This window comes from Aquimarina sp. AU119 (assembly GCF_900312735.1).
Classification (GTDB): Bacteria; Bacteroidota; Bacteroidia; order Flavobacteriales; family Flavobacteriaceae; genus Aquimarina; species Aquimarina algiphila.
The window spans coordinates 30,661-54,298 of sequence record NZ_OMPF01000009.1 but is presented as its reverse complement, the minus strand read 5'-3'; the positions used below and the strand labels follow the sequence as shown (position 1 = coordinate 54,298).

Annotated in this window: 17 protein-coding genes; 11 read left to right on the top strand and 6 right to left on the bottom strand. The window is 30.6% G+C overall.

The window, feature by feature from the left end; genetic code table 11:
* Positions 1 to 75: 75 nt before the first annotated feature.
* Positions 76 to 660: an ACP phosphodiesterase gene (locus tag DK442_RS08360; protein ID WP_109435413.1), complete on the bottom strand. Its 585-nt coding sequence runs from the start codon at positions 658 to 660 to the stop codon at positions 76 to 78.
* A gap of 122 nt (positions 661 to 782) precedes the next feature.
* Here DK442_RS08360 and glmM point away from each other — a divergent pair, with 122 nt between their 5' ends.
* The 10 genes from glmM to DK442_RS08310 all read left to right on the top strand — a co-directional run bounded on the left by glmM (position 783) and on the right by DK442_RS08310 (position 17,605).
* Entirely contained in the window at positions 783 to 2,171 is a 1,389-nt protein-coding gene (gene glmM / locus DK442_RS08355; RefSeq protein WP_109435412.1) for a phosphoglucosamine mutase, read from the top strand.
* Positions 2,172 to 2,404: 233 nt separating this feature from the next.
* A complete protein-coding gene (locus tag DK442_RS08350; RefSeq protein WP_109435411.1) occupies positions 2,405 to 3,274 on the top strand; it encodes a hypothetical protein in 870 nt (289 codons plus the stop codon).
* Positions 3,275 to 4,002: 728 nt separating this feature from the next.
* Positions 4,003 to 5,769, top strand: a complete 1,767-nt coding sequence (locus DK442_RS08345) for a fatty acyl-AMP ligase (RefSeq protein WP_109435410.1) — start codon at positions 4,003 to 4,005, stop codon at positions 5,767 to 5,769.
* Between the two features lie 144 nt (positions 5,770 to 5,913).
* On the top strand, positions 5,914 to 7,698 hold the full coding sequence (locus DK442_RS08340; RefSeq protein WP_160114092.1) for an acyl-CoA dehydrogenase family protein: 1,785 nt from the start codon (positions 5,914 to 5,916) through the stop codon (positions 7,696 to 7,698).
* 15 nt (positions 7,699 to 7,713) lie between these two features.
* Positions 7,714 to 7,992 carry an acyl carrier protein gene (locus DK442_RS08335; protein ID WP_109435408.1) on the top strand — a complete coding sequence of 93 codons (279 nt, stop codon included), beginning with the start codon at positions 7,714 to 7,716 and terminating at the stop codon, positions 7,990 to 7,992.
* Between the two features lie 106 nt (positions 7,993 to 8,098).
* Positions 8,099 to 12,166, top strand: coding sequence for a non-ribosomal peptide synthetase (locus tag DK442_RS08330; RefSeq protein WP_160114091.1), 4,068 nt, complete (start codon positions 8,099 to 8,101; stop codon positions 12,164 to 12,166).
* A 179-nt stretch (positions 12,167 to 12,345) separates the two neighbouring features.
* Entirely contained in the window at positions 12,346 to 12,780 is a 435-nt protein-coding gene (locus tag DK442_RS08325; protein ID WP_109435406.1) for a hypothetical protein, read from the top strand.
* A gap of 36 nt (positions 12,781 to 12,816) precedes the next feature.
* On the top strand, positions 12,817 to 15,189 hold the full coding sequence (locus DK442_RS08320) for an RND family transporter (RefSeq protein ID WP_109435405.1): 2,373 nt from the start codon (positions 12,817 to 12,819) through the stop codon (positions 15,187 to 15,189).
* A gap of 21 nt (positions 15,190 to 15,210) precedes the next feature.
* The gene (locus DK442_RS08315; RefSeq protein ID WP_109435404.1) at positions 15,211 to 16,017 is read left to right on the top strand and encodes an outer membrane lipoprotein-sorting protein; all 807 of its coding nucleotides are present in this window, start codon (positions 15,211 to 15,213) and stop codon (positions 16,015 to 16,017) included.
* Positions 16,018 to 16,354: 337 nt separating this feature from the next.
* A complete protein-coding gene (locus DK442_RS08310) occupies positions 16,355 to 17,605 on the top strand; it encodes a DUF1302 family protein (protein ID WP_160114090.1) in 1,251 nt (416 codons plus the stop codon).
* A gap of 36 nt (positions 17,606 to 17,641) precedes the next feature.
* Here the strand turns inward: DK442_RS08310 and DK442_RS08305 are convergent, their stop codons facing one another.
* The 4 genes from DK442_RS08305 to DK442_RS08290 form a co-directional block, all read right to left on the bottom strand.
* Positions 17,642 to 18,298: a 4'-phosphopantetheinyl transferase superfamily protein gene (locus DK442_RS08305; RefSeq protein WP_109435402.1), complete on the bottom strand. Its 657-nt coding sequence runs from the start codon at positions 18,296 to 18,298 to the stop codon at positions 17,642 to 17,644.
* A 95-nt stretch (positions 18,299 to 18,393) separates the two neighbouring features.
* Positions 18,394 to 19,293, bottom strand: a complete 900-nt coding sequence (locus DK442_RS08300) for a lysophospholipid acyltransferase family protein (RefSeq protein ID WP_109435401.1) — start codon at positions 19,291 to 19,293, stop codon at positions 18,394 to 18,396.
* A 59-nt stretch (positions 19,294 to 19,352) separates the two neighbouring features.
* Positions 19,353 to 20,252, bottom strand: a complete 900-nt coding sequence (locus DK442_RS08295) for a lysophospholipid acyltransferase family protein (RefSeq protein ID WP_109435400.1) — start codon at positions 20,250 to 20,252, stop codon at positions 19,353 to 19,355.
* A 128-nt stretch (positions 20,253 to 20,380) separates the two neighbouring features.
* Positions 20,381 to 21,280: a lysophospholipid acyltransferase family protein gene (locus DK442_RS08290; protein WP_109435399.1), complete on the bottom strand. Its 900-nt coding sequence runs from the start codon at positions 21,278 to 21,280 to the stop codon at positions 20,381 to 20,383.
* Between the two features lie 137 nt (positions 21,281 to 21,417).
* Between DK442_RS08290 and DK442_RS08285 the strand changes: the two genes are divergently transcribed.
* The gene (locus tag DK442_RS08285) at positions 21,418 to 22,068 is read left to right on the top strand and encodes a rhomboid family intramembrane serine protease (protein WP_109435398.1); all 651 of its coding nucleotides are present in this window, start codon (positions 21,418 to 21,420) and stop codon (positions 22,066 to 22,068) included.
* Positions 22,069 to 22,138: 70 nt separating this feature from the next.
* On the opposite strand, the gene DK442_RS08280 is transcribed toward DK442_RS08285, so the two are convergent.
* The gene (locus DK442_RS08280) at positions 22,139 to 23,275 is read right to left on the bottom strand and encodes a TlpA disulfide reductase family protein (protein WP_109435397.1); all 1,137 of its coding nucleotides are present in this window, start codon (positions 23,273 to 23,275) and stop codon (positions 22,139 to 22,141) included.
* Positions 23,276 to 23,638: the final 363 nt, after the last annotated feature.

The following is a 23,638-nucleotide window of genomic DNA, read 5'->3' as shown; positions in this document are numbered from 1 at the left end:
GGTGTAGTTTTGATATCTTATTTTTAACCGTTATAATATGCTGATTAAGATGATTTAGCAATACATTGTAATATATTATAATACTTTTATTTCATTTTCGGTGTATACTTTGAGTTCTTCAAAAAATGAACGAAACTCTTTATCAAATTCCGAATAGTAAAATTCTAGCTCATTTACTGCCAGATCCATTCTGGATTTGTTTTTTGTTCTTCTATTCATACCAGATAAAGCACTTCCTATTCCCGAAATAGAAGCGTAACTTAGTAACCAATTGTCCTTAATCATATATGGTAAAAAATTTTGAATTTGCTTAGGTAAAACCTGATGATATTGATGGAGCAGTTCATAAAAAGAGACTGTGTACTCCTCTAAAGGAATTTCAGAATATTCCACCCAATTATTAGCTAAAAAATGGTCATATAGAATATCAACAATAACAGTGCTATAATGCCTGTACTTAGGAAATAGTCGTGACACACTTTTTTTTACAATAGGATGAGTATCGGTATAAGAATCAATTTTACGATGTAATGTAATTCCTTGTTGAATACGATTCGGATAGTTTAGGTATTTTTTTCCTTTAACAGAATCAGCAATAAAATTACCTATTTTAAGCTCTGGATCTTCCCCAGAAAGATAAATATGGGCTAGAAAGTTCATTATGGGAATTTACAATTTTTTAGAAAGTTAATATTGTTTTTTTGTAAATTTTAATACTAAAGTTGTAGTAGTCTGCCATAGCTCGTACATTTACACTTAAAAATATACAATCAATTATAAGCATGACATTAATAAAATCAATTTCAGGAATTAGAGGTACAATTGGAGGAACTGTTGGAGATAACTTAACACCAGTAGATGCGGTTAAATTTGCCTCTGCTTATGGTAGTTGGCTAAAAGAGGAAACAAAAACAAAACATCCAAAGGTAGTGGTAGGGCGTGATGCCAGAATATCTGGTTCTATGATTCAACAATTAGTAATGAATAGTTTGGTTGGTTTAGGAATTCATGTGATTGATTTAGGACTCTCTACTACACCAACGGTAGAAATAGCAGTAACATTAGAAAAAGCGGATGGAGGAATAATTCTCACGGCCAGTCATAATCCAAAACAATGGAATGCTTTAAAACTTTTAAATCATAAAGGAGAATTTTTGAATGCCGATAATGGTAAAAAGATTTTGGAAATCGCAGAAAATGATACATACGTCTTTGCAGAAGTTGACGATTTAGGAAGTATTACTGTAAATGACACTTATATTGATAAACATATTGAAGAAGTATTGAACCTTTCTTTAGTAGATGCAGAATTAGTAAAAAAAGCTAATTTTAAGGTGGTTGTTGATGCGGTGAATTCTACAGGAGGTATTGCAATACCAAAATTACTTCAAAAAATGGGAGTAGAGACTGTGGAGTTGTATTGTGAACCAAATGGGCATTTTCCTCATAATCCAGAACCATTAAAAGAACACCTGACAGATTTATCTGATTTAGTAGTAAAAGAGAAAGCAGATTTTGGACTTACAGTAGATCCAGATGTAGACCGATTAGCCTTTATGAGTGAAGATGGTGAAATGTTTGGAGAAGAATACACATTGGTAGCTTGTGCAGATTTTGTATTAGGTAAAACACCAGGGAATACGGTTTCAAATTTATCATCTAGCAGAGCATTGAGAGATATAACTCAAAAACATAATGGAACTTATGAAGCAAGTGCAGTAGGAGAGGTTAATGTAGTTGAAAAAATGAAGGCAAATAAAGCGGTCATTGGAGGAGAGGGAAATGGAGGTATTATTTATCCAGAATCACACTATGGAAGAGATTCTTTGGTAGGAGTAGCTTTGTTTCTTACGCATTTAGCAGAAAAAAAATGTAGCGTAAGCGAATTAAAAAATAGCTACCCGTCTTATTTTATGAGCAAAAATAAAGTTCAGTTAACTCCTGGTTTAGATGTTGACGCCATTTTGAAAGGGTTTCATAAAAAACATGAATCTGAAGAAGTTTCTACCGTAGATGGTGTAAAAGTTGATTTTAAGGATAATTGGGTGCATTTACGTAAAAGTAATACAGAACCTATCATTCGTATATATACAGAAGCTTTAAGTCAGGAAAAAGCAGATGAGTTAGCAGAAGATACTATTGTTACATTAAAGAGCATTGCAGGAATATAAAACCTAGTTTGTATCCATAATTAAGTTTTTTTGCATTTAAATATCTGATAATCAGAATTTTGATTTTTTTTGATGATTTGTAGAATTCTAAAATTAGAATAATTTGATACTTGTTGTTTTTTACTAGTATATTTCAAGTAATATTCTCTTTTTCTATAGAGTAATGCTTTAAGGTTTATAGACTTAATGAATTTTGTATATTTGATCATTAAGCCAATATTATTTCCGATTGCATGAAAAACATAAGGATTATTCAGGAATTAAAGGAGCACATTGTTCCTTTATCCAAAGAAGAATATCAATTACTACGTAAAAGTATAATTTCTGAAGGGTGTAGAGAGGCTCTTTTGGTATGGGAAAAAAATGATGAGTTAATTCTAATTGACGGTCATAATCGTTATCAGATCTGCACAGAGAATAATATTCGTTATAGAACTAAAAAAATGGTTTTTGCAGACATCGAGGAAGTAAAATTTTGGATGTTAAATAATCAGTTAGGAAGAAGAAACCTTAATCCAGACCAATTAAGCTATTATCGAGGGTTAAAATACTGTATGACAAAAAAAAATAAGGGTGGATATGAAAATGTATCATCGAAGGGTCAAATTGACCTTTCGACATCTAAATTACTTTCTAAAGAGTTTAATGTAAGTGAAAGTACGATTAAACGTGATGAAAAATATTCAATGGCTCTTAATTTGATTAGTGAAACAAACCCTAAGCTTAAACTGCAAATATTAATGGGTGAGATTAAAATGAAAAAATCAGACCTCGCTATTTTGCTACAGGCAGAAGGTACAGAAGATTGGGTTATTGTTAACGAATCGGACTTAAAACATAAAATAAAAATTACAAAAGAAAATTTAGAAAGAAAAAAGAGTATTGCTCAATACGATAAAGTAGATACTTCATATGAATTAGTAAGTGGTGTAGATACTTTGTTTTTAGATCAAGACAGTAGACTTAATTTGATAAAAGGAAAAATATTATCTGCTGTTAATTCTTTAATCAAAAACAAGGATAAAAGCTCTTTGAAATCATTAAAAAAACAAATTAATAAGTTAGAATTAGAAGTGTTATATAATCAAGAAGTAAAAAAATAATTAGACTTTAGTATTCTAATGTTAAATAATGTTTACTACCCAAAAACACAAAAAAGAATAGCTTCTACATATTTACAGACTATACAATAAACAAGTAATCATAATAAAACGGTTGAGGTTTTAACCTCAAAATAAAGAGGTTGAATAAAATAATAATGTAAAATCTTCTAATAAAAACAGTGTTTTTTTTATTTTCATGATTTTAAAGCACCTATTTTAAGATTATATTTATTTAACATTTATTTAAAAGCAGAATTACTTTTTGTTAGATTTTAATTATCCATATTTGTATTGTTAATCAAGTAAAATTACCTACCCCTAGTTGTTTATTTTTATTCTAATATCATATAATTATTGAATTAATTATAGTGGTTGAAAGAATAAATAAATAAGTGATGAATATATTATATTGATTGACTATATAATTAATTAAAACCTATTGCTATATATTTATAAATTCATAATTAATGATGTTGTTTTGTATGTCTGATAATTTTGAATTTAAAAGAATGGAGCAATGCATAAAGCTAATAATGAAATGTGATGAAATATATTGAACTTAAATAATTTTTAGTTTTATATAACGATAGATAAGGATAGTTAACCATGTTCTTATTAATTGTCATCACTTTTTTATATTTTTTATTTTAATGTGTGTCAGGATGTTGAAAAAAAATTATAAATAACCCAACTTTAATTATATACAAATTACTCTTAAAACCTTTTAAATGGAAACAAAAGAATTTAAATCAATCGCTGAGATTTTATATCTAAGGGGTGAAATTGAAAGAGACAAAACCGCTATCATTTTCTTACAGTCTAAAGAAAAAGAAGAGAAAGTTACTTATGGAGAGTTATCCAATAGGGCAAAAGCAATAGCTTTAGAATTAAAACAGAAATTAGATTTTGGAGATAGAGTCTTATTATTATATCCCCCGGGAATCGAATATATAAGTGCTTTTTTTGGTTGCTTATATGCAGGAGTTATTCCTGTTCCTGCTTATCCGCCAGATAGTAGAAATACAGAAAGATTATTAATGATAATAAAGGATTCTCAATCTAAATATGCATTAAGTACATCTGGTATAATGAATTATGTTGATTCCCTTTCTGAAGCTACTATAGTAAATGATGATAGAAGAGAAGGTGTAGAATGTCTAAGTCAGATAGGATGGATAGCAACCGATTTGATTGTTTCTTCACCTAATATAGAATATGTTCCAGAAAAAGTAAAACCAACAGATATAGTCTTTTTACAATATACTTCAGGATCAACAGGAAATCCAAAAGGAGTAATTCTTAATAATACTAATTTGTTAGACAACCTAAAAGCAATACGAGATGCTTTAGGATGTTACTCTGGAACACATATGGTAAGTTGGTTACCTCCTTATCATGATATGGGACTAATAGGAGGGATTCTTCAGCCTTTATATAGTGGGATTGGATTAACTTCAATGGCTCCGATGACATTTCTAAGAAACCCTTTTCTTTGGTTAGATCAAATCTCTAAAAGAAAAGAACAAGGAGGTGTGATTAGTGGGGCTCCCGATTTTGCATATCAATTGTGCGTGAGAAAAATATCAGAAGAAAAATTAGCATCTTTAGATCTTAGTAACTGGAAAGTAGCTTATAGTGGAGCAGAGCCCGTGAAAGAGAGTACATTGATTGATTTCTTTCAAAAATTTAAAGTGTCTAACTTCAAAATGTCAACATTTTTACCAGTGTATGGTTTGGCAGAAGCAACATTATTGGTTTCTTCTGGAGAAAAAACAAAAGAACCATTCACTATAAATATAGATAAAGAAGCTCTTAAAAATCAAAAAGTACAAGTAATAACCAAAGAAGACACTAATAAAATATCATTTGTCTCCTGCGGAAGTAAAGAAGAGGGACATGAAATACATATCGTAAATCCCGAAACTTGTACTTTATCTAAAGATGGAGAAATAGGAGAAATATGGATTAAAAGCCCTAGTGTAGCTGTTGGTTATTGGCAGAATGAAAAACTGACACAGGAAGTGTTTAATGCTTATATTCAGGATGTTAATGAAGAAGGATTTTTTAGAACAGGGGATCTTGGATTTATGATAGACCAAAATTTATATATTTCAGGAAGGCATAAAGACTTAATCATTATAAGAGGTAAAAACTATTACCCACAGGATATTGAGCATACGGTACAAACAGCACATGAGTCATTGAGACCAGGTTGTGGTTCTGCTTTTGCGATAGAAAGTGAAGATGGTGGTGAATCCTTGATAATTGTGCAGGAAGTTAAACGAGAATTTAGAAGAAAAATTGATATAGAAGAGGTTACAAACGCTATATACTTGGCTGTGTCCAGGGAGTATCAAATTCAGGTTAAAGATGTTGTACTTATAGAGCCTTCTTCATTTCCTAAAACAACTAGTGGGAAATTACAAAGATTGGCTTCAAAAGAGTTATATCTAAAAAATAATTTACAACCGATAAAAGCTTATTTGGTCTGTTAAACGCCAATTAACTGTACCAAATAGAAAAAGTTAATTTATTTTTTTAGCATTCAGAAATATTCGTGTAAGGATAGGTATATCTATACCTTAATGGATATTCTCGTTATCATTTTGATAAATCATCATACCAAATTAAGAAACTATATGTCTGTAGATATAATAAAAATACAAAGGCCAACAATCTTTGATAGACTTGTTGCTGTAGAGGAACTTGAAGAATTTCTGAAAAGCCCATTTGATGAATCATCAGTAGTATCATTTAAAAAATCAGCTGAGCTTGATGAAAATGAAATTTTTCCTTATCAGGAAATTGAAGAACTGCATAAATGGAGGTATAATGAATATTATATTCCAGAACAGCTTGGCGGAAAATTAAAATCATTTGAAGAATTACTTTTTTTAACAAGATCAATTTCCAGAAGAGATTTATCGATTTCTATAACCGATGCTCATACACTTTTAGGTGCATTACCAGTTTGGATTGCTGGATCAGAAGAGCAAAAGCAGGAATTGGCAAAAGAAATTAGAAATAGCAGATCTGCTTGTTTAGCAGTGACAGAGAGATCACATGGTAGTGATCTCAATGCAAATGGAGTATGTGCAGTAAAAACTGATGATAATACCAATTATTTATTAACCGGAGAAAAATGGCCTATTAATAAAGCTACATTATCTGATATTTTATGTGTTTTAGCAAAAACTAATGATAAAAAAGATTCCCGAAGCCTATCCATTTTAATGGTAGATAAAGAGAAATTATCACCCGATACATATGCTTATCAGCCCAAAATTAATACTTTGGGGATAAAAGGATGTGATATAAGTGGAATTGTTTTTAATAAAGCAGTACTATCAAAAAACATGCTCGTAGGAAAAGAAGGAGCCGGCCTCGAAATTACTTTAAAAGGATTTCAGATAACCAGGACATTATGTGCAGGTTTATCTTTGGGAGCTGTAGATACTGCTCTTAGAACAACACTAAACTTTGTTTTAAAAAGACAATTGTATGGAAAAACTGTTTTTGATATACAGCATTCAAGACACACCCTGGCAAAAATTTTCATCGATATTATAAGCTGTGATTGCCTTGCAATAGCTTCCTCGAGAGGGTTACATGAGATTACTTCTCAGTTTAGTGTTTGGTCTGCAATTGTCAAAAATTACATTCCTCAAAAAGTAGAACAAAGCATACATGAGTTGTCTGTTATCCTAGGGTCAAGATTTTATTTTAGAGATGATCATGATCATGGTGTTTTCCAAAAAATGATGAGAGATAATTCTATCATAAGCCTATTTGATGGTAGTACAATTATTAACAAACATTCTCTCTCTCTTCAACTTAAATTTCTGGCAAAAAAAAGAGCTAAAAGCACAGGTATAGAACTAGAAAAAACTTTAGAAAATATATTTTCTTTGAATAAAGAGGTTAGCGATATTGACTATAACAAACTTGATCTTTTTAGTAAAGGAAACAACATTGTTTTACAAGGAATAGAGTTTGCTCTATCCAAGCTTGGTAATCTAAAAGGAAAGAATAGTGTTTCTCCTAAAACATTATCCGAAATACTTAATTTAACAATAGACCTTATTAGTAATTTAATGGATCTTGAGAATAAAGTAGATAAATTACCTGTTGTAGAATCAGGACATAATCTTGAAACCGAATATTTTGATCTGGCTCAAAGCTATTGCAAATTGCATACAGCAGCAACCTCTGTATTTATGTGGGTCTATAATCAGGAAGAGTTAGGGGAGTATTTTTCTAAAGGAGAATGGCTTGTGCTTTCACTGCAACGAACTCTGGATTCTTTTACTATTTATAAAAAAGAACTGGATAAGGAATATCTAGAGAATACGGCAAAACATTTATTGACATTACATACCGAAGGCAAATTATTTTCGATAACGCCTTTTCAACTTTCAAATTAATTAAAAATCAAATATATGTCTGAAAAAACTGGAGCAATAGAAGTAGCTGCAAAAAGTGCTTCTATAACTGAAATGGAAAATTGGTTAATCAATAGAGTAGCAGAACATTTAAGTATGGATAGCGAGAAGATTTCTATACATGAAGAATTAGTTCTTTATGGTTTAGATTCTATGAGTGCCATCATGATTTCTGGGGATATCGAAGAAAAATTAAATGTAGAATTACCTTCTACTACCTTATGGGATTATCCTACAATTCACGACATTATGTTATTTCTTAAAGACAAAATGTAAAAAAAACATAGCGAATTATAAAATTCGAGGAGACAGACAAATGCATTATTGCTCATTTTTTTACCAACTTTTAATGCTTGCAATATTCTTAAAACCTAAAAAAATAATGAAAACTGATTTTAACACAGATCAAAATAATCTTCAATTACATCCGCTATCAAAAGAACAAGAAGGCTTATGGTTTCTTCAACAATTGGACCCCGATATTTCAGCCTATAATGTTGTTTTTGGAGGAGAAATAAAAGGAGAATTAGATATAGAAGTTCTTAAAAAGACCTTCGATTTTTTGATAGAACGTCATGATGTTTTAAATACAACATTTGAGATAGTTGATGGTAAACCTTATCAGAATTTCGAAAAAAATATTGATAAAAACTTTGATATTCAGATAGATAGAGGTGTTTCTGGTATAGAAGAAACAATGAGTCGTATTGATCAAGATACTAAAAAACCATTTAATCTAAGTACTGATAGATTAATCCGTGCCAATATATACCATCAAGCTAACCAAGATTATATTTTGGTTGTAACAGCTCATCATATTGCCATGGATTTATGGGGACTGGCAATATTGCTTAATGAATTACGATTGGTATATACTGCATTATGTACTAATGATACACCTCAATTAAAAACTATTACGACAAATTTTAGAAATCATGTAAATGATCAAAAAACACTTTTGTTTTCTGATAAAGGAGATACATTATTACAATATTGGAAAGAAAAACTATCAGGAGAATTACCAGTATTAGATTTCCCCATTGATAAAGTAAGACCAAAACTATTAACATATTCAGGAAATATAGAACGTTTTGCTTTAGATAAAGAGTTAAGTTTTCAACTTGCTGAGTTAGCTAAACAAGAAGGGGTTACCTTATATATGTTGCTTTTGGCTACGTATAGAATCCTTTTACAACGTTATTCTAATCAAGATGATATCTTAATTGGTGTACCTGTTGCCGGAAGAAACAAAAAGGAAACTCGAAACATCATTGGAAATTTTGTGAATACAATTGTATTGCGTTCTTCTTTAGACATATCATCTAGTTTTTCTGATTTTGTAAAAGATATTCGTAAAGATGTCATTGATGGAATGAAACATCAGGAATATCCTTTTTCAGAACTTGTAAAAGAATTGCTTCCGGATAGAGATCCGGGAAGATCACCTTTGATACAAACAGCATTTGCATGGGAAAAATTACCGGTTCTAGATGATGTTATGGCGTCTTTAGGGGCAAATGAAGAGAATTCGTTATTAGATATACAATTATTTGATGTAGATCAACAAGAAGGACAGTTCGAAATTAGCCTCGAAATGGGTAATGTAGTCAATGAAGAATTACAAGGATTATTTAAATATAATACCGACTTGTTAAATAGTGAGACGGTGATTCAGGTTATTAAACATTTTAAAAATCTATTGTATGCAATAGTTGAAAATCCAAAATCATCTGTTGCAAAACTACCAATAATGTTGGAAGAAGAACAACAAGAAATTTTAAACATATGGAAAGAAAAGCCACAAAAAACTCCTGATTTTGCCACCTTACATGAAGGGTTTGAAACTATGGTTGCCAGAAATCCAAATGCCACAGCAGCCGTTTTTGAGGACAAAGAAATAACTTATGATGAGCTTAATAAAAAAGCAAACGCGCTAGCACATCATTTAAGAAGCTTAGGTGCAGAAAAAGGAACTTTAATTGGTTTGTGCGTTGATAGATCTATCGAAGTACTCATAGGAATAATGGGGATTTTAAAATCTGGAGGAGCATATGTCCCCTTAGACCCTACAAATCCTAAAGAACGACTAGAACTAATTATTGATGATGCAAAAACACCAATAGTTATAACTCATGGAAAAGAGAAATTAACCACATTAGGAGAGCAAATCGAAATAGTTGACTTACAAACCGATTGGAGGGTAATTGAAACCAATTCAAAAAAAAACCTTAATCTAATAACTCAAAAAGATGAATTAGCATATGTAATTTATACTTCTGGTTCTACAGGAAAACCTAAAGGAGTATTAAATACACATCACAATGTATTAAGATTATTTTCTGCTACGGATCATTGGTATAGATTTAATGAGAATGATGTTTGGAGTTTGTTTCATTCTTATGCCTTTGATTTTAGTGTGTGGGAAATTTGGGGAGCTCTTTTATATGGAGCCAAACTTGTAGTCGTTTCTTATGAAGAGAGCAGAACTCCAGAATCATTTTATAATTTATTAGCTAATCATAAGGTTACTGTATTAAATCAAACACCTTCTGCATTTAAACAACTTATTGATTATGAGGTTTCTGTCAATGAATCAAAAGAATTAGCACTATCATACGTGGTATTTGGAGGAGAAGCTTTGGATATTCCCACTTTAAAACCTTGGATGGATTATCATGGAGATAGTAAACCTCAACTCATTAATATGTATGGGATTACTGAAACAACGGTACATACTACATATAGAGAAATAACTAAAGATGATTTATTATCATCAAAAAGTATGATTGGGGAACCTATTCCTGATATGAAAATTTACTTATTAGATAGTGAACTTAAACCTGTACCATATGGTGTGACTGGAGAGATTTATGTTGGAGGAGAAGGTTTGGCAGTAGAGTATCTACACCGCCCAGAACTTACATCAGAACGGTTTATTAAAGACCCTTTTAGTAGTGATTCTAAAGCTCGATTATATAAAAGCGGGGATTTGGCTCAGCTATATAAAAATGGAGATCTAAAATATGTAGGTAGAGCAGATGCACAAGTTAAAATAAGAGGATTTAGAATTGAACTTGGCGAAATACAAACATTATTAGTTTCTCATCCTGAAGTTAAAAATGCAGTCGTGACCACCAGGATTATGCAAGATGATGATATACGCATTGTTGCATACTATATTTTAGAGGAAGAAGGGGAAGCTATCGATAAAAAACTAAGAAATTATTTATTAGACAAGCTCCCTGATTATATGATTCCTTCAATTTTTATTGAAATGAAAGAGTTCGCTTTAACAAACAATGGAAAAATTGATTATCAGAAACTTCCTGTACCAGAATATAAAAGAGAAGAAACAGAATTGGTACTTCCAAGAGATGTAGTCGAATTAGAGCTGCAAAAGATATGGGAGAGAACACTAAAAATCTCTCCAATTGGAGTAAAAGATGATTTCTTTCATTTGGGAGGACATTCTATGCTTGCTGTAAGTATAATGAGTGATATTAAATTGATTTTTGGTGATAGTTTAGCAATTTCAGTATTGTTTCAATACCCTACAATAGAAAAATTAGGAGAAATAATAAGAGATAAAAAAGAAATTTCTAAAGGTTCCCCTGTAGTTCAATTACAAAAAGGAACTTCTGCTCAAGAACCTATATTTTGTATTCATCCTATTGGCGGAAATGTGTTTTGTTATTCTTCGATGGTAGAATCAATAAAAGATTCATATAGTATTTATGGACTTCAGGTTCCTTATTTATATGAGGATGGAACTCCGCATATCACGGTAGAAGATATCGCTACAGATTACATAAAGAACATTAAATCGATACAGAAAGAAGGACCTTTTCATTTGGTTGGATATTGTTTTGGTGGTTTAATCGCTACAGAAATCGCACATCAATTAAAAGATCAAGGAGAGGAAGTCGCTACAGTGACACTATTAGATACCAGATCTCCTTTATATGATGATTCAGAAGAGTTTGATGATGCTATTTTATTATCCTGGTTTGCCAGAGATTTGGCAATACCTTACGGAAAAACACTTACTATTAACCCAGAAGAACTTCGAGCATGTGAATCTGTAGATAAAATGTTTGACATGGTAATAGAGCGGGCAAAGAAAGGTCATATTGTTACTGATGACATCAATAAGGATCAGATGAGAAGATATCTTGATGTGTATATATCCAATGGTACAGCATTATCTCTATATGAAGCAAAACCCTATAATGGTAAGATTAACTTATTAAGAGCTGTACAAGAGCCTCTTATAGAGCAAATAGGAATTAATCTAGGGTGGGATCGTTGTAATATTAAAGATTTAAAAGTGTATGATGTACCCGGTAATCATAGTACAATGATGTACCAACCTAATGCAACAGTATTAGCAGGAACTTTACAACAAATATTCACAGAATATAACAAGGTTGAAAGTGCTGTATTGATATAGCAGAACTATTAAAATTTATATATCACATTTCATTTTATGGACTTGTCAGAGAGTATGTTTCGCAAGTTTTGGCTAATTCTAATGAACGTATTATGTAACCATATGAATACTTTCTGATAAGTTTCCATAAACCAATTATACATATTTAAATAAGGTCGACCTAAAACTAAAACAACATTATGATATCTATTAAACAAACATTTTATTTAGATCATAACATCAAAGATGTTTATGAATTCGTCAATGATCCCGTAAATGAAGTCAGCTGGGTTTCTTCTGTAAAAAAAGTTGAGCAAATGGTTGATGATCAACTAAGGTTACAATATGATTTCTTAGGTAGAAAAGAAACCTTCGTTATGCAAATTAGCACCGAAGCATTTCATCTTAGAAATTATAAAAGTGTCGAAGGAGCTTTTCCTATGAAAGGGCAGCAAAGTTTTGAATCTATTAAAAATGGTAAAGCAACAAAGTTTGACTGGTATTTTGAAATGGATCCAGGAAAATACTTTGGACTAATTCCGCTGATGATTATAAAAAAAGCTACTGAGAAAGTCATGAAAAAAGATGGAACTAATCTTAACAAGTTGATCTCTCAAAGTATGATGAGTGTCTAAATTATTAAATCCCCTAACCAATTATAATCTTTCAAAATGAAATTTATAGCCAATATTATATATAAGAGACCATGGTTGATTCTTATTGCACTTTTGGTCACTACTATTCTTTTAGGAACAGGAGTAACTAAACTTAAAACCAAAAATAATCAGGATTCAGAACTTCCAAAAGATGATCCTATTGTAAAAACAAATGATTACCTGGAAGAAGTTTTTGGTAAAAAAGATGTTTTAATCGTAGGTATAGAAACTGAAAATATCTTTAATAAAAAAACACTTAATAAGATTATAAATATCTCTAAAGAAATAGAAACTGTTGAAGGTGTTATCGGAGATGAAATTACAAGTTTATCCACAATCAATAACATACAAGGTAAGGATTGGGGATTAGATGTTGGTCCTTTGATGGAAGAAGTTCCAGCAAGCAAACAAGAGATATGGGAATTGAGAAAAGAGGTGTTTTCTAATGAGTTAGTAATTGGACGTTTAGTATCTAAGGATGCTAAATTTACATCTATTATTGCTAATCTCAATGAGGATTATGACCAAACGATAGTGTATAATCAAATTTCTGAAATCATTAAAAAGTATGAAGGAGATGAGAAATTTTATCTAGCAGGAGCACCAATAAATTCTCATGAAATTGATACAGGTATTCAAGATGATGTTAATCTTCTTTTACCATTAGGACTGCTATTAGTATTGATAGGATATTTTATTTCATTTCGCTCGGCAAAAGGAGTAATACTGCCTTTTGTGGTTGTTATTTTAAGTATTATTTGGACAATGGGATTAATGGGGCATATCGGTTTTCCTATAACTGTTGTGTCTTCAGTTCTTCCAATGCTTATGATTGCCATATCGAGTTCTTATGGTATTCATGTTCTTCATCGATATTATGAAGAAATTCTGACTAGTGAGAATAGAAAAGCGGCCGCTAGAGAAACTGTAAAAAAGATTGGCCCTGCAGTTTTAATGACAGGGATAACCTCGGCTATTGGATCAGCTACTTTAATTATTTTTAAAGTAACATCGATACAAGAATTTGGAATCATCACTTCTTTAGGTATCATTTCTACCTTGTTGGTATCTATATTACTTATTCCTGCAATTTTATCATTATCAAAGAAGAAAGGAGAGAAGAAAACCAGAAAAAATAGAGAAGCTCTTCTTAATAAGTTTTTATTATGGGTTGCCAAAGTATCATTAAAGTATAGAGTAAGAATTTTGATCGGTACATTACTCTTATTTGTTATTTCGGGTATTGGAATAAGTAAGATTAGAGTAGGAAACGACTTTGTGAAGTATTTCCCAAAAGAACATGTCTTACGTTCTACATTCGAGAAATTTAATGACAAATTAGGAGGAGTACGTACCATGGATATCATGATAGAGGCCAAAGAAGCCAATATGATAAAAGATCCTGAATTCTTAAAAAAGATTGCTGGTTTTCAAAAATTCGCAGAATCTCAACCAGGAATTGGATATAGTAGTTCATTCTCAGATATTATAAAACGAATGAATCTGCAGATGAATGATGCAGATCCAAGGTATAACACCATTCCTGATTCAAAAAACACAATAGCACAGTATCTATTGTTATACTCCATGTCTGGTGACCCTGGGGATTTTGGAGATCTTATCGATTATGATTATCAGAGAGCAAAAGTAAAACTCTTCTTGACTACCTCTGAACAAGAAGAACATATACAATTGTATAAAACTTTTGAGACTTATGTAAATGAAAATTTTAAAGGCGATGCTAATATAGAATTTGGAGGAGAAGTAATGTTTTGGCTGGCGCAAATACGATATATAGTAAATGGAAAAATCCAAAATATTTTTCTGGCTATTTTAATCGTTTTGATCTTTTGTATGATCGTTTTAAGATCCATGTCACTGGGATTTTTAAGTATTGTTCCTCTTACGGTATCAAGCATATTAACCTTTGGTTTTATGGGGTTTCTGGGGATTCGACTAGAAACAGGTACCGCTATAATAACTGCAATCGGAATCGGAATCGGGATCGATTTTGCAATTCATTATCTATTACGATTTAAAGAAGAAATGATGATAGATTCTAATTTAGAAAGGGCAACAGAAACCACTATTTTAACTTCTGGGAAAGCCATAATTTATGATGTAGTTTCTAATATTCTTGGTTTCATCGTATTCGTTTTTTCAGGGTTTCTGCCAATACAATATTTCGGATGGTTAATATCATTAACAATGATAACAGTAGCATTTGGATCATTGGTATTGTTTCCTTCGCTTTTAGGAATTTTTAAACCAAAATCATTGTTTCAACAAAAGGGGCAACAAGAAGAAAAAACCATAGAAGCAATCAAAGAAGAAACACCTCAGAAAGTTATAAAAAAGACAATGGCTTTATCTGAAGAATCTAATTAAAACTTTATAAAACTTAAAACAATGAGAACTTTTAAAATAGTAAGAATATCAGTAATTCTAGCCGTGTTTTCTTTTAATATTTCGATGCTATCTGCACAAACTGGCTTAGAGGTGATGACCAAAAATGAAAGACAAGTTTTTGCAGATGATGAGAAAATAGATATTACCATGACATTGGTAAATAAAAAAGGAAAAACAAGAGCTAGGACTATAAATCAGGTTATAAAAAGTGATGAGACAAGAAATCGATCATCAATTATAAGATTTACATCACCTTCTGATGTCAAAGGAACTTCTTTTTTGGCGATAGAGTATTCTGATCGTGATGATGATCAATGGTTGTATTTACCTGCTTTAGGTAAAACCAGAAGAATTTCATCCAGTAATCAAACCGATAATTTTGTTGGATCTGATTTTACTTATGAAGATATGGGAACAGAGGATCTTGAAGATTTTAAATATACTATTATCAAAGAAGAAACTATAGATGGACAAAATTGTTTCTTGGTAGAAGCAATACCGGTTTCGACATCAAAAATCAAAGAAACTGGATATTCAAAAAGAGAAATATATGTAAGAAAATCTGATTTTGTAATTGCCAAAATAAACTTTTACAATAAAAACAAAGTGCATATAAAAACATTAACGACCTCTGATGTAAAAAAAGTGGCTAATAGCGAAAAATCAAGAGCTTATGTAATTACTATGAATAATCATAAAACAAATCATAAAACTATTTTAAAATTTGCTGATTTTCAAATAAATACAGGAGTGGAAACCGATATTTTTTCTAAACGAAATTTAGAGAAAGAATACTCTTATGAATAATAAAGTAGAATGTTTAACCTTAATTAATAACCTTATGAAAGTATAGTATCAAAATAACCTAAAAAGTAATAGAATAAGTGTCCTTTTGAAGAGGTGATGATGGTCTATTAATGATTGATTTGTGTTTTAATCATCATGTATTTTAATCGGATACTTATTCTTAATTAAATATTACCCTGACAAAAGTAATCTCTTTTGTGAAAAAAAAGAATTCTTTAATTTATAATTGACTATAACCTTGAATTATAAACAACGTAAACACGATATAAAAAAAAGTACATTTGAGTTTTTTTCTAAAAAGAAATATTTCAGTCTTGTATTAATGATTATAGCTTGTATGGCATCATTGCAAGCTCAAAAGGAAAAAAAATACCAAATAGGTGGTTTTATAGAGTTAGATCACATTAGTTATTTTGAGAATAATGATATTGAAGAAGAGAAAATCAATTCGAGAAATCAAGGGATTTTACAACTAGAAGTAGAAAGCAAGGCTATTAAAAATTATCATTTTTTTGGTGGTGTTGAAATCCGTGATGATATAGCAGATCCTGATCGAAGACGAGTGTTTTTAGATGAAGCTTACATTGATATCTATATGAATACTATGGATATAAGAATAGGAAAACAAATAATTACATGGGGCGAGGCAGATGGGATTAACCCTACCAATAATTTAAACCCCATAGACTATTCTGATATTATTGATACAGATGATGAACGTATTGGAGTATATTCTATATTGTCTAAATATTATATTGATGATATTACAATACACGGTGTATTTATTCCTGTTTTTCAATCTAGTATTATTCCTGCAACGAACTCGAGGTGGTTTGTTGATTTTCCTCAACAAGCAATTCTTCCAACAGGTGAAATAGTACCTGCATTATTCGAACTACAAGATTTTGATGAACCCGAAAAAGATATTCGAAGTGCTCAGTTTGCTTTTAAAGTAAGTACAACATTTAAAGGGTGGGATTTTTCGGTAAGTTACTTCAATGGATTCGATGATTTGCCTTCTTTATATCAGGAGTTTATACTGGGTCAAGACGGAGTTACCAATGTTTTGATTACTCCAAAAATTAAAAAATTACAAGTGTTTGGTGCAGACTTTTCTACTATAATTGGTAACTATGGTTTACGAGGTGAAGTTGGATATTTTAGAACAGAAGATCATAAAGGAACTAATCCTTTTATTGACGATTCTTTTTATCAATATGTAGTGGGGTTAGATAGGACTTTTGGAAGCGTAATAGGAGAAAATAACTTATTTATTATTTTACAATGGGTTCATCAGATTATTGAAAGTGGAGAAGATGTTCCGAATACTAATCTTAATAATATTTTTCAAGAGTCTTTTGTTGGAAGAGCAGAATATGAAATTAGTAATTCTGCAAAATTTATAATTGAGGCGACTCATGATATCAAAGTAGATAATACATATGTACAAACAGAATTACAATATGATTTAAGTAGTGGTCTTAACCTTAGTTTGATAGGAGATTTCTTTAATGGTAAAAGAAAAACATTTTTTGGTAATTATGAGGATAACAATAGAATTCAAGCCCGATTAAAGTATAGCTTTTAGGAATAATAAAAAAACAAATGGAGTTATAAAATTGGGTTAGCTTTTATAAAAATTCACAAACTCACAAGGTAATTCTATAGGTGATAATTCTTTATTAATTGCTATGTGGCTACTATAGCCATCAATGTTTATTGGAAGAGGATAAACGTGCCAGGTGTCTGAGTCAATTGTAGCTTTATCATTTACAATTGCAAAGGAAGATAGTGCAATACTAAGTCCTTTTCCTATAGCTTTGACCACTGCTTCTTTTTGTGTCCAGTATTTAAAAGCACAATCTTTTACGGGATCTGCTTTTACTATATTTTCCCATTCTGTAATAGTCATCTGTGACTTCAATATAGTCACATCAATATCCCTTATTTTTTCGATATCAATACCTACTTTATTATCATTGCTGATGATACAAAAAGTAAAATCTCCAGAATGCGAGATATTAAAATCTAGATCAATATCCAAAAATGGTTTGCCATATGAATTGTATTTCAAAAGATGTAGAGGATCATCCTGAGAGTCTGAAAACCTGGAAATCCCATGTCGTAAAAGTAATAATCCTAGTAAAGAGGTCTGCTTATCCTGCCATCTTCTAAATGCATTAATCTTATTTTTTAGTTTTTCAGGTATAGTATTTATATGAGTTTCAAAACATTCATCTTGAAATTCTTTACTTATTTTACTGTATAAAATAATAGTCATTTACGTTATATAATAATAAGTTCAATTTCTGAAGAATATTTAAGTATATCGATTTAAGGCCATAGATTACAAATACGCTATAGAAATACATCAAATTAATCCACAACTGCACCTTCAGGAATTGGAGTATTTCTATGTTTCCAACGTTTATGAGTCCATAAATAATATTGAGGTTTTTCTCGTATCTGACCTTCTAATAATCTTAGATATTCTTTAGTAACGTGATATTTCTCTTCGGTTTTACTATTTTCTGAGATAGGTATAAATCGAACTTCATAATGCCCTCGTTTCACTTTTTCTACATGTAAGTATAGAACAATTACATCAAGTCGCTGTGCTAAAAATTCACCACCTAAAAATATAGGAACTTTTACTCCCATGAAATTCGTCCAATATTTTGCATTTCCAATTTTTGGAGATTGATCAGAGATCATTCCATAAGCACATACAGTATCTTCTTGTTTATCTTTTATAATTTGTCTTGCGACCTTATGACTAGCAATAAGCCTTGAATTAAAACGTCCGCGGATACGGTGTGCCAATCTGTCAAAATATTTGTTTTCAATCTGTTTATAAATACCAACACATGGATTAATAGATACTAAATCTATTGCATTTGACCATTCAAAACTTCCGTAATGCCCCATCAGGGCAATTATACTTTTGTTTTTCTTTTCAAACTCATGAAACTCATCAAGGTTAGTTACTTTATACCGTTTTATAAGTTCTTCACGAGAAATAGAGAGCGATTTTGTCATTTCTAAAAACATATCACACATATGTTTATAGAATTTTTTACGAATACTAAAAATTTCCTCTTTGGACTTTTCTGGAAAAACCAATTGTAGGTTTTCTGTTACTGTCTTTCTCCTATATCGTACGATATAATAAATAATAAAATAAATACCAGTGGAAAAAGCATAAAATAATCGCCATGGTAGTTTTGAAATCCCTAGTATAATTGGATAAACCAGGCTATATATTAGTAATTGCATATGGATGGTTAAAAGCTTACAATATAAGCTTATTTATTAGATATAGTTTACAGATGTGTTTAATCTATTGTTGCGCCCTCTGGAGCCAATGCATTTCTATGCTTCCATCTCTTATGGGACCACAAATAATACTGAGGGTTATTGGTAATTTGTTTTTCGAGAAGTCTTAAGTATTTTTTTACAATAGAATAATCTTCACAGTTTTTAGGATCTTCAGTTATTGAAACAAATGTAGCTTCATAATACCCTCTTTTAATTTTTTCTACTTGTAAATAGTAAGTGTTTATTCCTAAGCGTTTTGATAACACTTCGGCACCTAAGAAGGTAGGTGCTTTTATACCCATAAAATTAGTCCAATACATGGCTTTATGTAATTTGGGCGATTGATCTGCTGCTAATCCATACATATATAAGCCATCTTTGGTTTGGTCCTCGGTAATTTCTCTCATAGCATTTTTGTTTGTAACAACACGAGAACCAAAACGAGCACGTATTCTACGGACTAATCTGTCAAAATATATATTCCCTATAGGTTTGTATATACCAACCGCTTGAAAATTTGTTTGTATATCTATTACATTTGCCCATTCATAACTAGCATAATGAGCCATAAAAACCATAATGTTTTGTCCTTTAGCTTCTAGGTTCTGTATCTTTTCCAGATTAGTGACTTTAAAGCGTTCCATCATTTCTTGATTAGAAATAGAAATAGATTTGATCATTTCTAAAAACATATCACACATATGCTTATAGAACTCTTTTCTAATCTTTTTGATTTCTTTTTCAGCCTTTTCAGGAAAAACCAATATTAAGTTTTCTGTAACGGTTCTTTTCCTATATCCAATAATATAATAAATGATAAAAAAAATACTAGTAGAAAAAGCATAAAACAATTTCCATGGTAATTTTGAAATTAGCCATAAACCAGGATAAACTAGCTTATAAATTAATAATTGCATAGATAGATGGGGTTTGGTTTGCGAAAATAAAAGTATTTTACCAAACTCATCTGTTAAAAATAAAAAAACTAAATAAAATAAGAGGAACTAAAAGTTCTGTTAGTCAGCTGGTTATGTTTGTTTATTGTTTAGTCTACTTGTGCACCTTTAGGAAGTTTTGCATTTCTATGTTTCCATCGTCTGTGAGTCCAGAGGTAATATTCTGGTTTCTCCCTTATTTGTTGCTCTAATAATTGCAGATATCTTTTTGTAATATAATGATCATCACAATTCTTTGGATCATCTGTAATGGTTATGAATTTAGCTTGATAATATCCACGTTTTACTTTTTCTACTTTTAGATAAGTCACAGGCATATCCAATCTTTTGGATAAAACTTCTCCTCCGGTAATTACAGGAACTTTAATATTCATAAAATCAGTCCAATACAAAGCATTTTTTAATTTTGGAGATTGATCTGATAATAGCCCATAAGCGCAGAGTCTTCCATGTACTTTATCTCTGGTGATCTCTTTAATCACATTGTGGTTATCTATTAGTCTTGTATTGAATTTTCCTCTAATACGATGTGCTAGCTGATCAAAATACTTGTTTTTAATCTTTTTATATACTCCAACAATGGGAAAATCCATTACAAATTGGGCAGCAATGGCCCATTCATAACTGGCATAATGTCCCATAAGTACAATAATACTTTTGTTTTTGGCTTGTAATTCTTTGAATGTATGTTGATCAATTATCGTAAAACGTTTAGTCATTTCTTCTTTGGATATAGATAAGCTTTTTATCATTTCCATAAACATATCGCACATATGTTTATAAATTTTTTTACATACCCGTTTAATTTCTTTGTCCGATTTTTCAGGAAAAGCGAGAGCTAAATTTGTAGAAACTACTTTTCTTCTATATCCAACAATATGATACATGAGTACATATATTCCGGTAGATAGGATATATAATAGACGCCAAGGTAACTTTGAGATTACCCATAGGATTGGATAGACCAAACGATAAACTAACAATTGCATTAAACCCCTAAATTAAAGGGTACAAATATAAAAACATCCTTCTTTTTTTTTCATAAACTTTTGCTAATTAGAAAGTACAATTGTTTTAGATTTCTTGAGGTAAAAATATATGTATCTTTGAACAAAAATTTTAGTTAATGGAGAAACTTGATCTTATTGTTATCATAATTATTGGAGCTAATATACTGATGTCATTAAAGGGATTTAATGATTTTTCTTTTTTTGAAAAGTATAAATTCAATATTGGTGGAATACGTAGAGGAGAGCAGATACGAATGCTAACATCTGGATTTTTACATGTCGATATGATGCATTTGTTTTTTAATATGTTTACACTTTACTTTTTTGCTCCAACGGTAATTGGGTTTTTAGGTAATATTAAGTTTTTAATCGTTTATTTTGGAAGCTTGTTAGTTGGAAATTTATTTTCATTATTTTTTCATAAAGATGAATACTACTATAGCGCTGTCGGTGCAAGTGGAGCTGTATCTGGGATAATATATGCAGGGATTTTATTCAGACCAGACATGAGTTTGTATTTGATGTTTATTCCAATTCCTATTCCTGCTTATATATTTGGAATCGGATATTTATTATATTCTATTTTCGGGATGAAAAATAAAGTCGGAAATATAGGACATGATGCTCATTTTGGAGGTGCAGTAGGAGGATATATTATTACTTTGATACTGGCTCCGTGGTTGTTTCAAGAAAACCTGTTCATGATTGGTTTACTAGCGATACCAATTATCATTCTTTTTGTTTTACAAAGAATGGGGAAATTATAACATTAAAAAAAGGCAACTCTATGTCTATGATAGATTGGTTGCCTTTTTTATGATATTATGTTTATATATTTTATAGAGATTGCTGAGCAAGCAATTCTGAAATTTTTTCCTCTAATGCAGGTCCTCTTAAATTCTTAGCAATTACATTTCCTTTTTCGTCAAGAATAAAAGTAGCTGGGATAGATCGTACTCCATAAGCCTGTGCAATAGGTTCTTGCCAGAATTGTAGATTAGAAACATGATTCCAATCTAAATTATCATCAGAAATAGCCTTGGTCCATGCTTCTTGTTTTTTATCTAACGAAACGCTAATTATATTAAGTCCTTTATCGTGATATTTTTTATACACATTTACTACGTTAGGATTTTCCATTCTGCATGGTTTACACCAGGAAGCCCAAAAATCAATAATTGTGATTTTACCCATTGACTGTTTTAAGGATAACATTTTACCTTCTGGAGTAGGAGCAGAAAAATCCTCGGCAGTACTGCCAATATCTATTCTTTTTTGCATGGATACAGCCATTGCATTAGCAATAAGTTGATTAAGGTTTTTGCCTAATCGACTAGTTTTTAAGGTGTCAGCAATAGAGTTAAATTGTTCTTTAGCTTCTTTTGCAGAAACAATTTTAAGGTTTAAAAGGTCAGTTAAAGCCATTATTGATACAAGAGAACTCGAATTATTATTCGCTAGATCTTTTCTAAATTGTTTTTCTGCTTCGACTAATTCCTCCCTTTTTGCAGCTATTTTTATAGCTTTATTTGTTTCTCCTAGTTTAGTAGCAATTTGATATTCATTACTAAGTTTTAATTTTTCTTCCCCATATTTTTTAACAGTCTTGGCATATGAAAAGAAGAGTTCGTTTTCTGTTCCTCCTTTAACGATAGAAGATCTCATACTATCTTTATAGATAGTCATTTCTATAGGGTTGTTTTCTGCCAAAAAGAGAACATTTCCTCTTAGATCTTTAAATGTTAAATAATTAAAATCATTACTTTCTGGGGCAGGTAATTTAATCTGAAACTTTTGATTTTGTATAGTTGTAGAATCTATAATTATTGGCCTTCTAGATTGACTCACAGCATTTACATATACCATGGTTCCTTCTTCAAAACCTTCGGTGTCAGCAGTAATAGAATATCTTTTTTGATCTTTTTGACAAGCTACAAGTAAAAGTGTTGTAACCAGAAGTGCAATTCTTTTCATTTTTTCGTTTTTTTATTTTTTTGATATGACAAAAAAATTGGCATATTTGGGAATCAGTATATTAAGAATTAATCAATTTCATTATTAAAAATAGTAATTAATTATTGATATACTCATTTCATGGCAATTAGATTTATTGGTTGTAAAAATAAAGAATCCTCATTACATACTCCAAAAATTAACGTTGCATATAGAAGAATTGTTAAGATACTTTTACCAATAATGTGCAAAACTCGGATAAAAATCTTATATTTTGTGTAACAAAACACTATGGTAGTTCGTCTATTATGGTATAATATTTGTTAATATTTTGGATATAAAGATTAAATCAATGTCCAAATTTTAATAATTCAATCGTCTTAA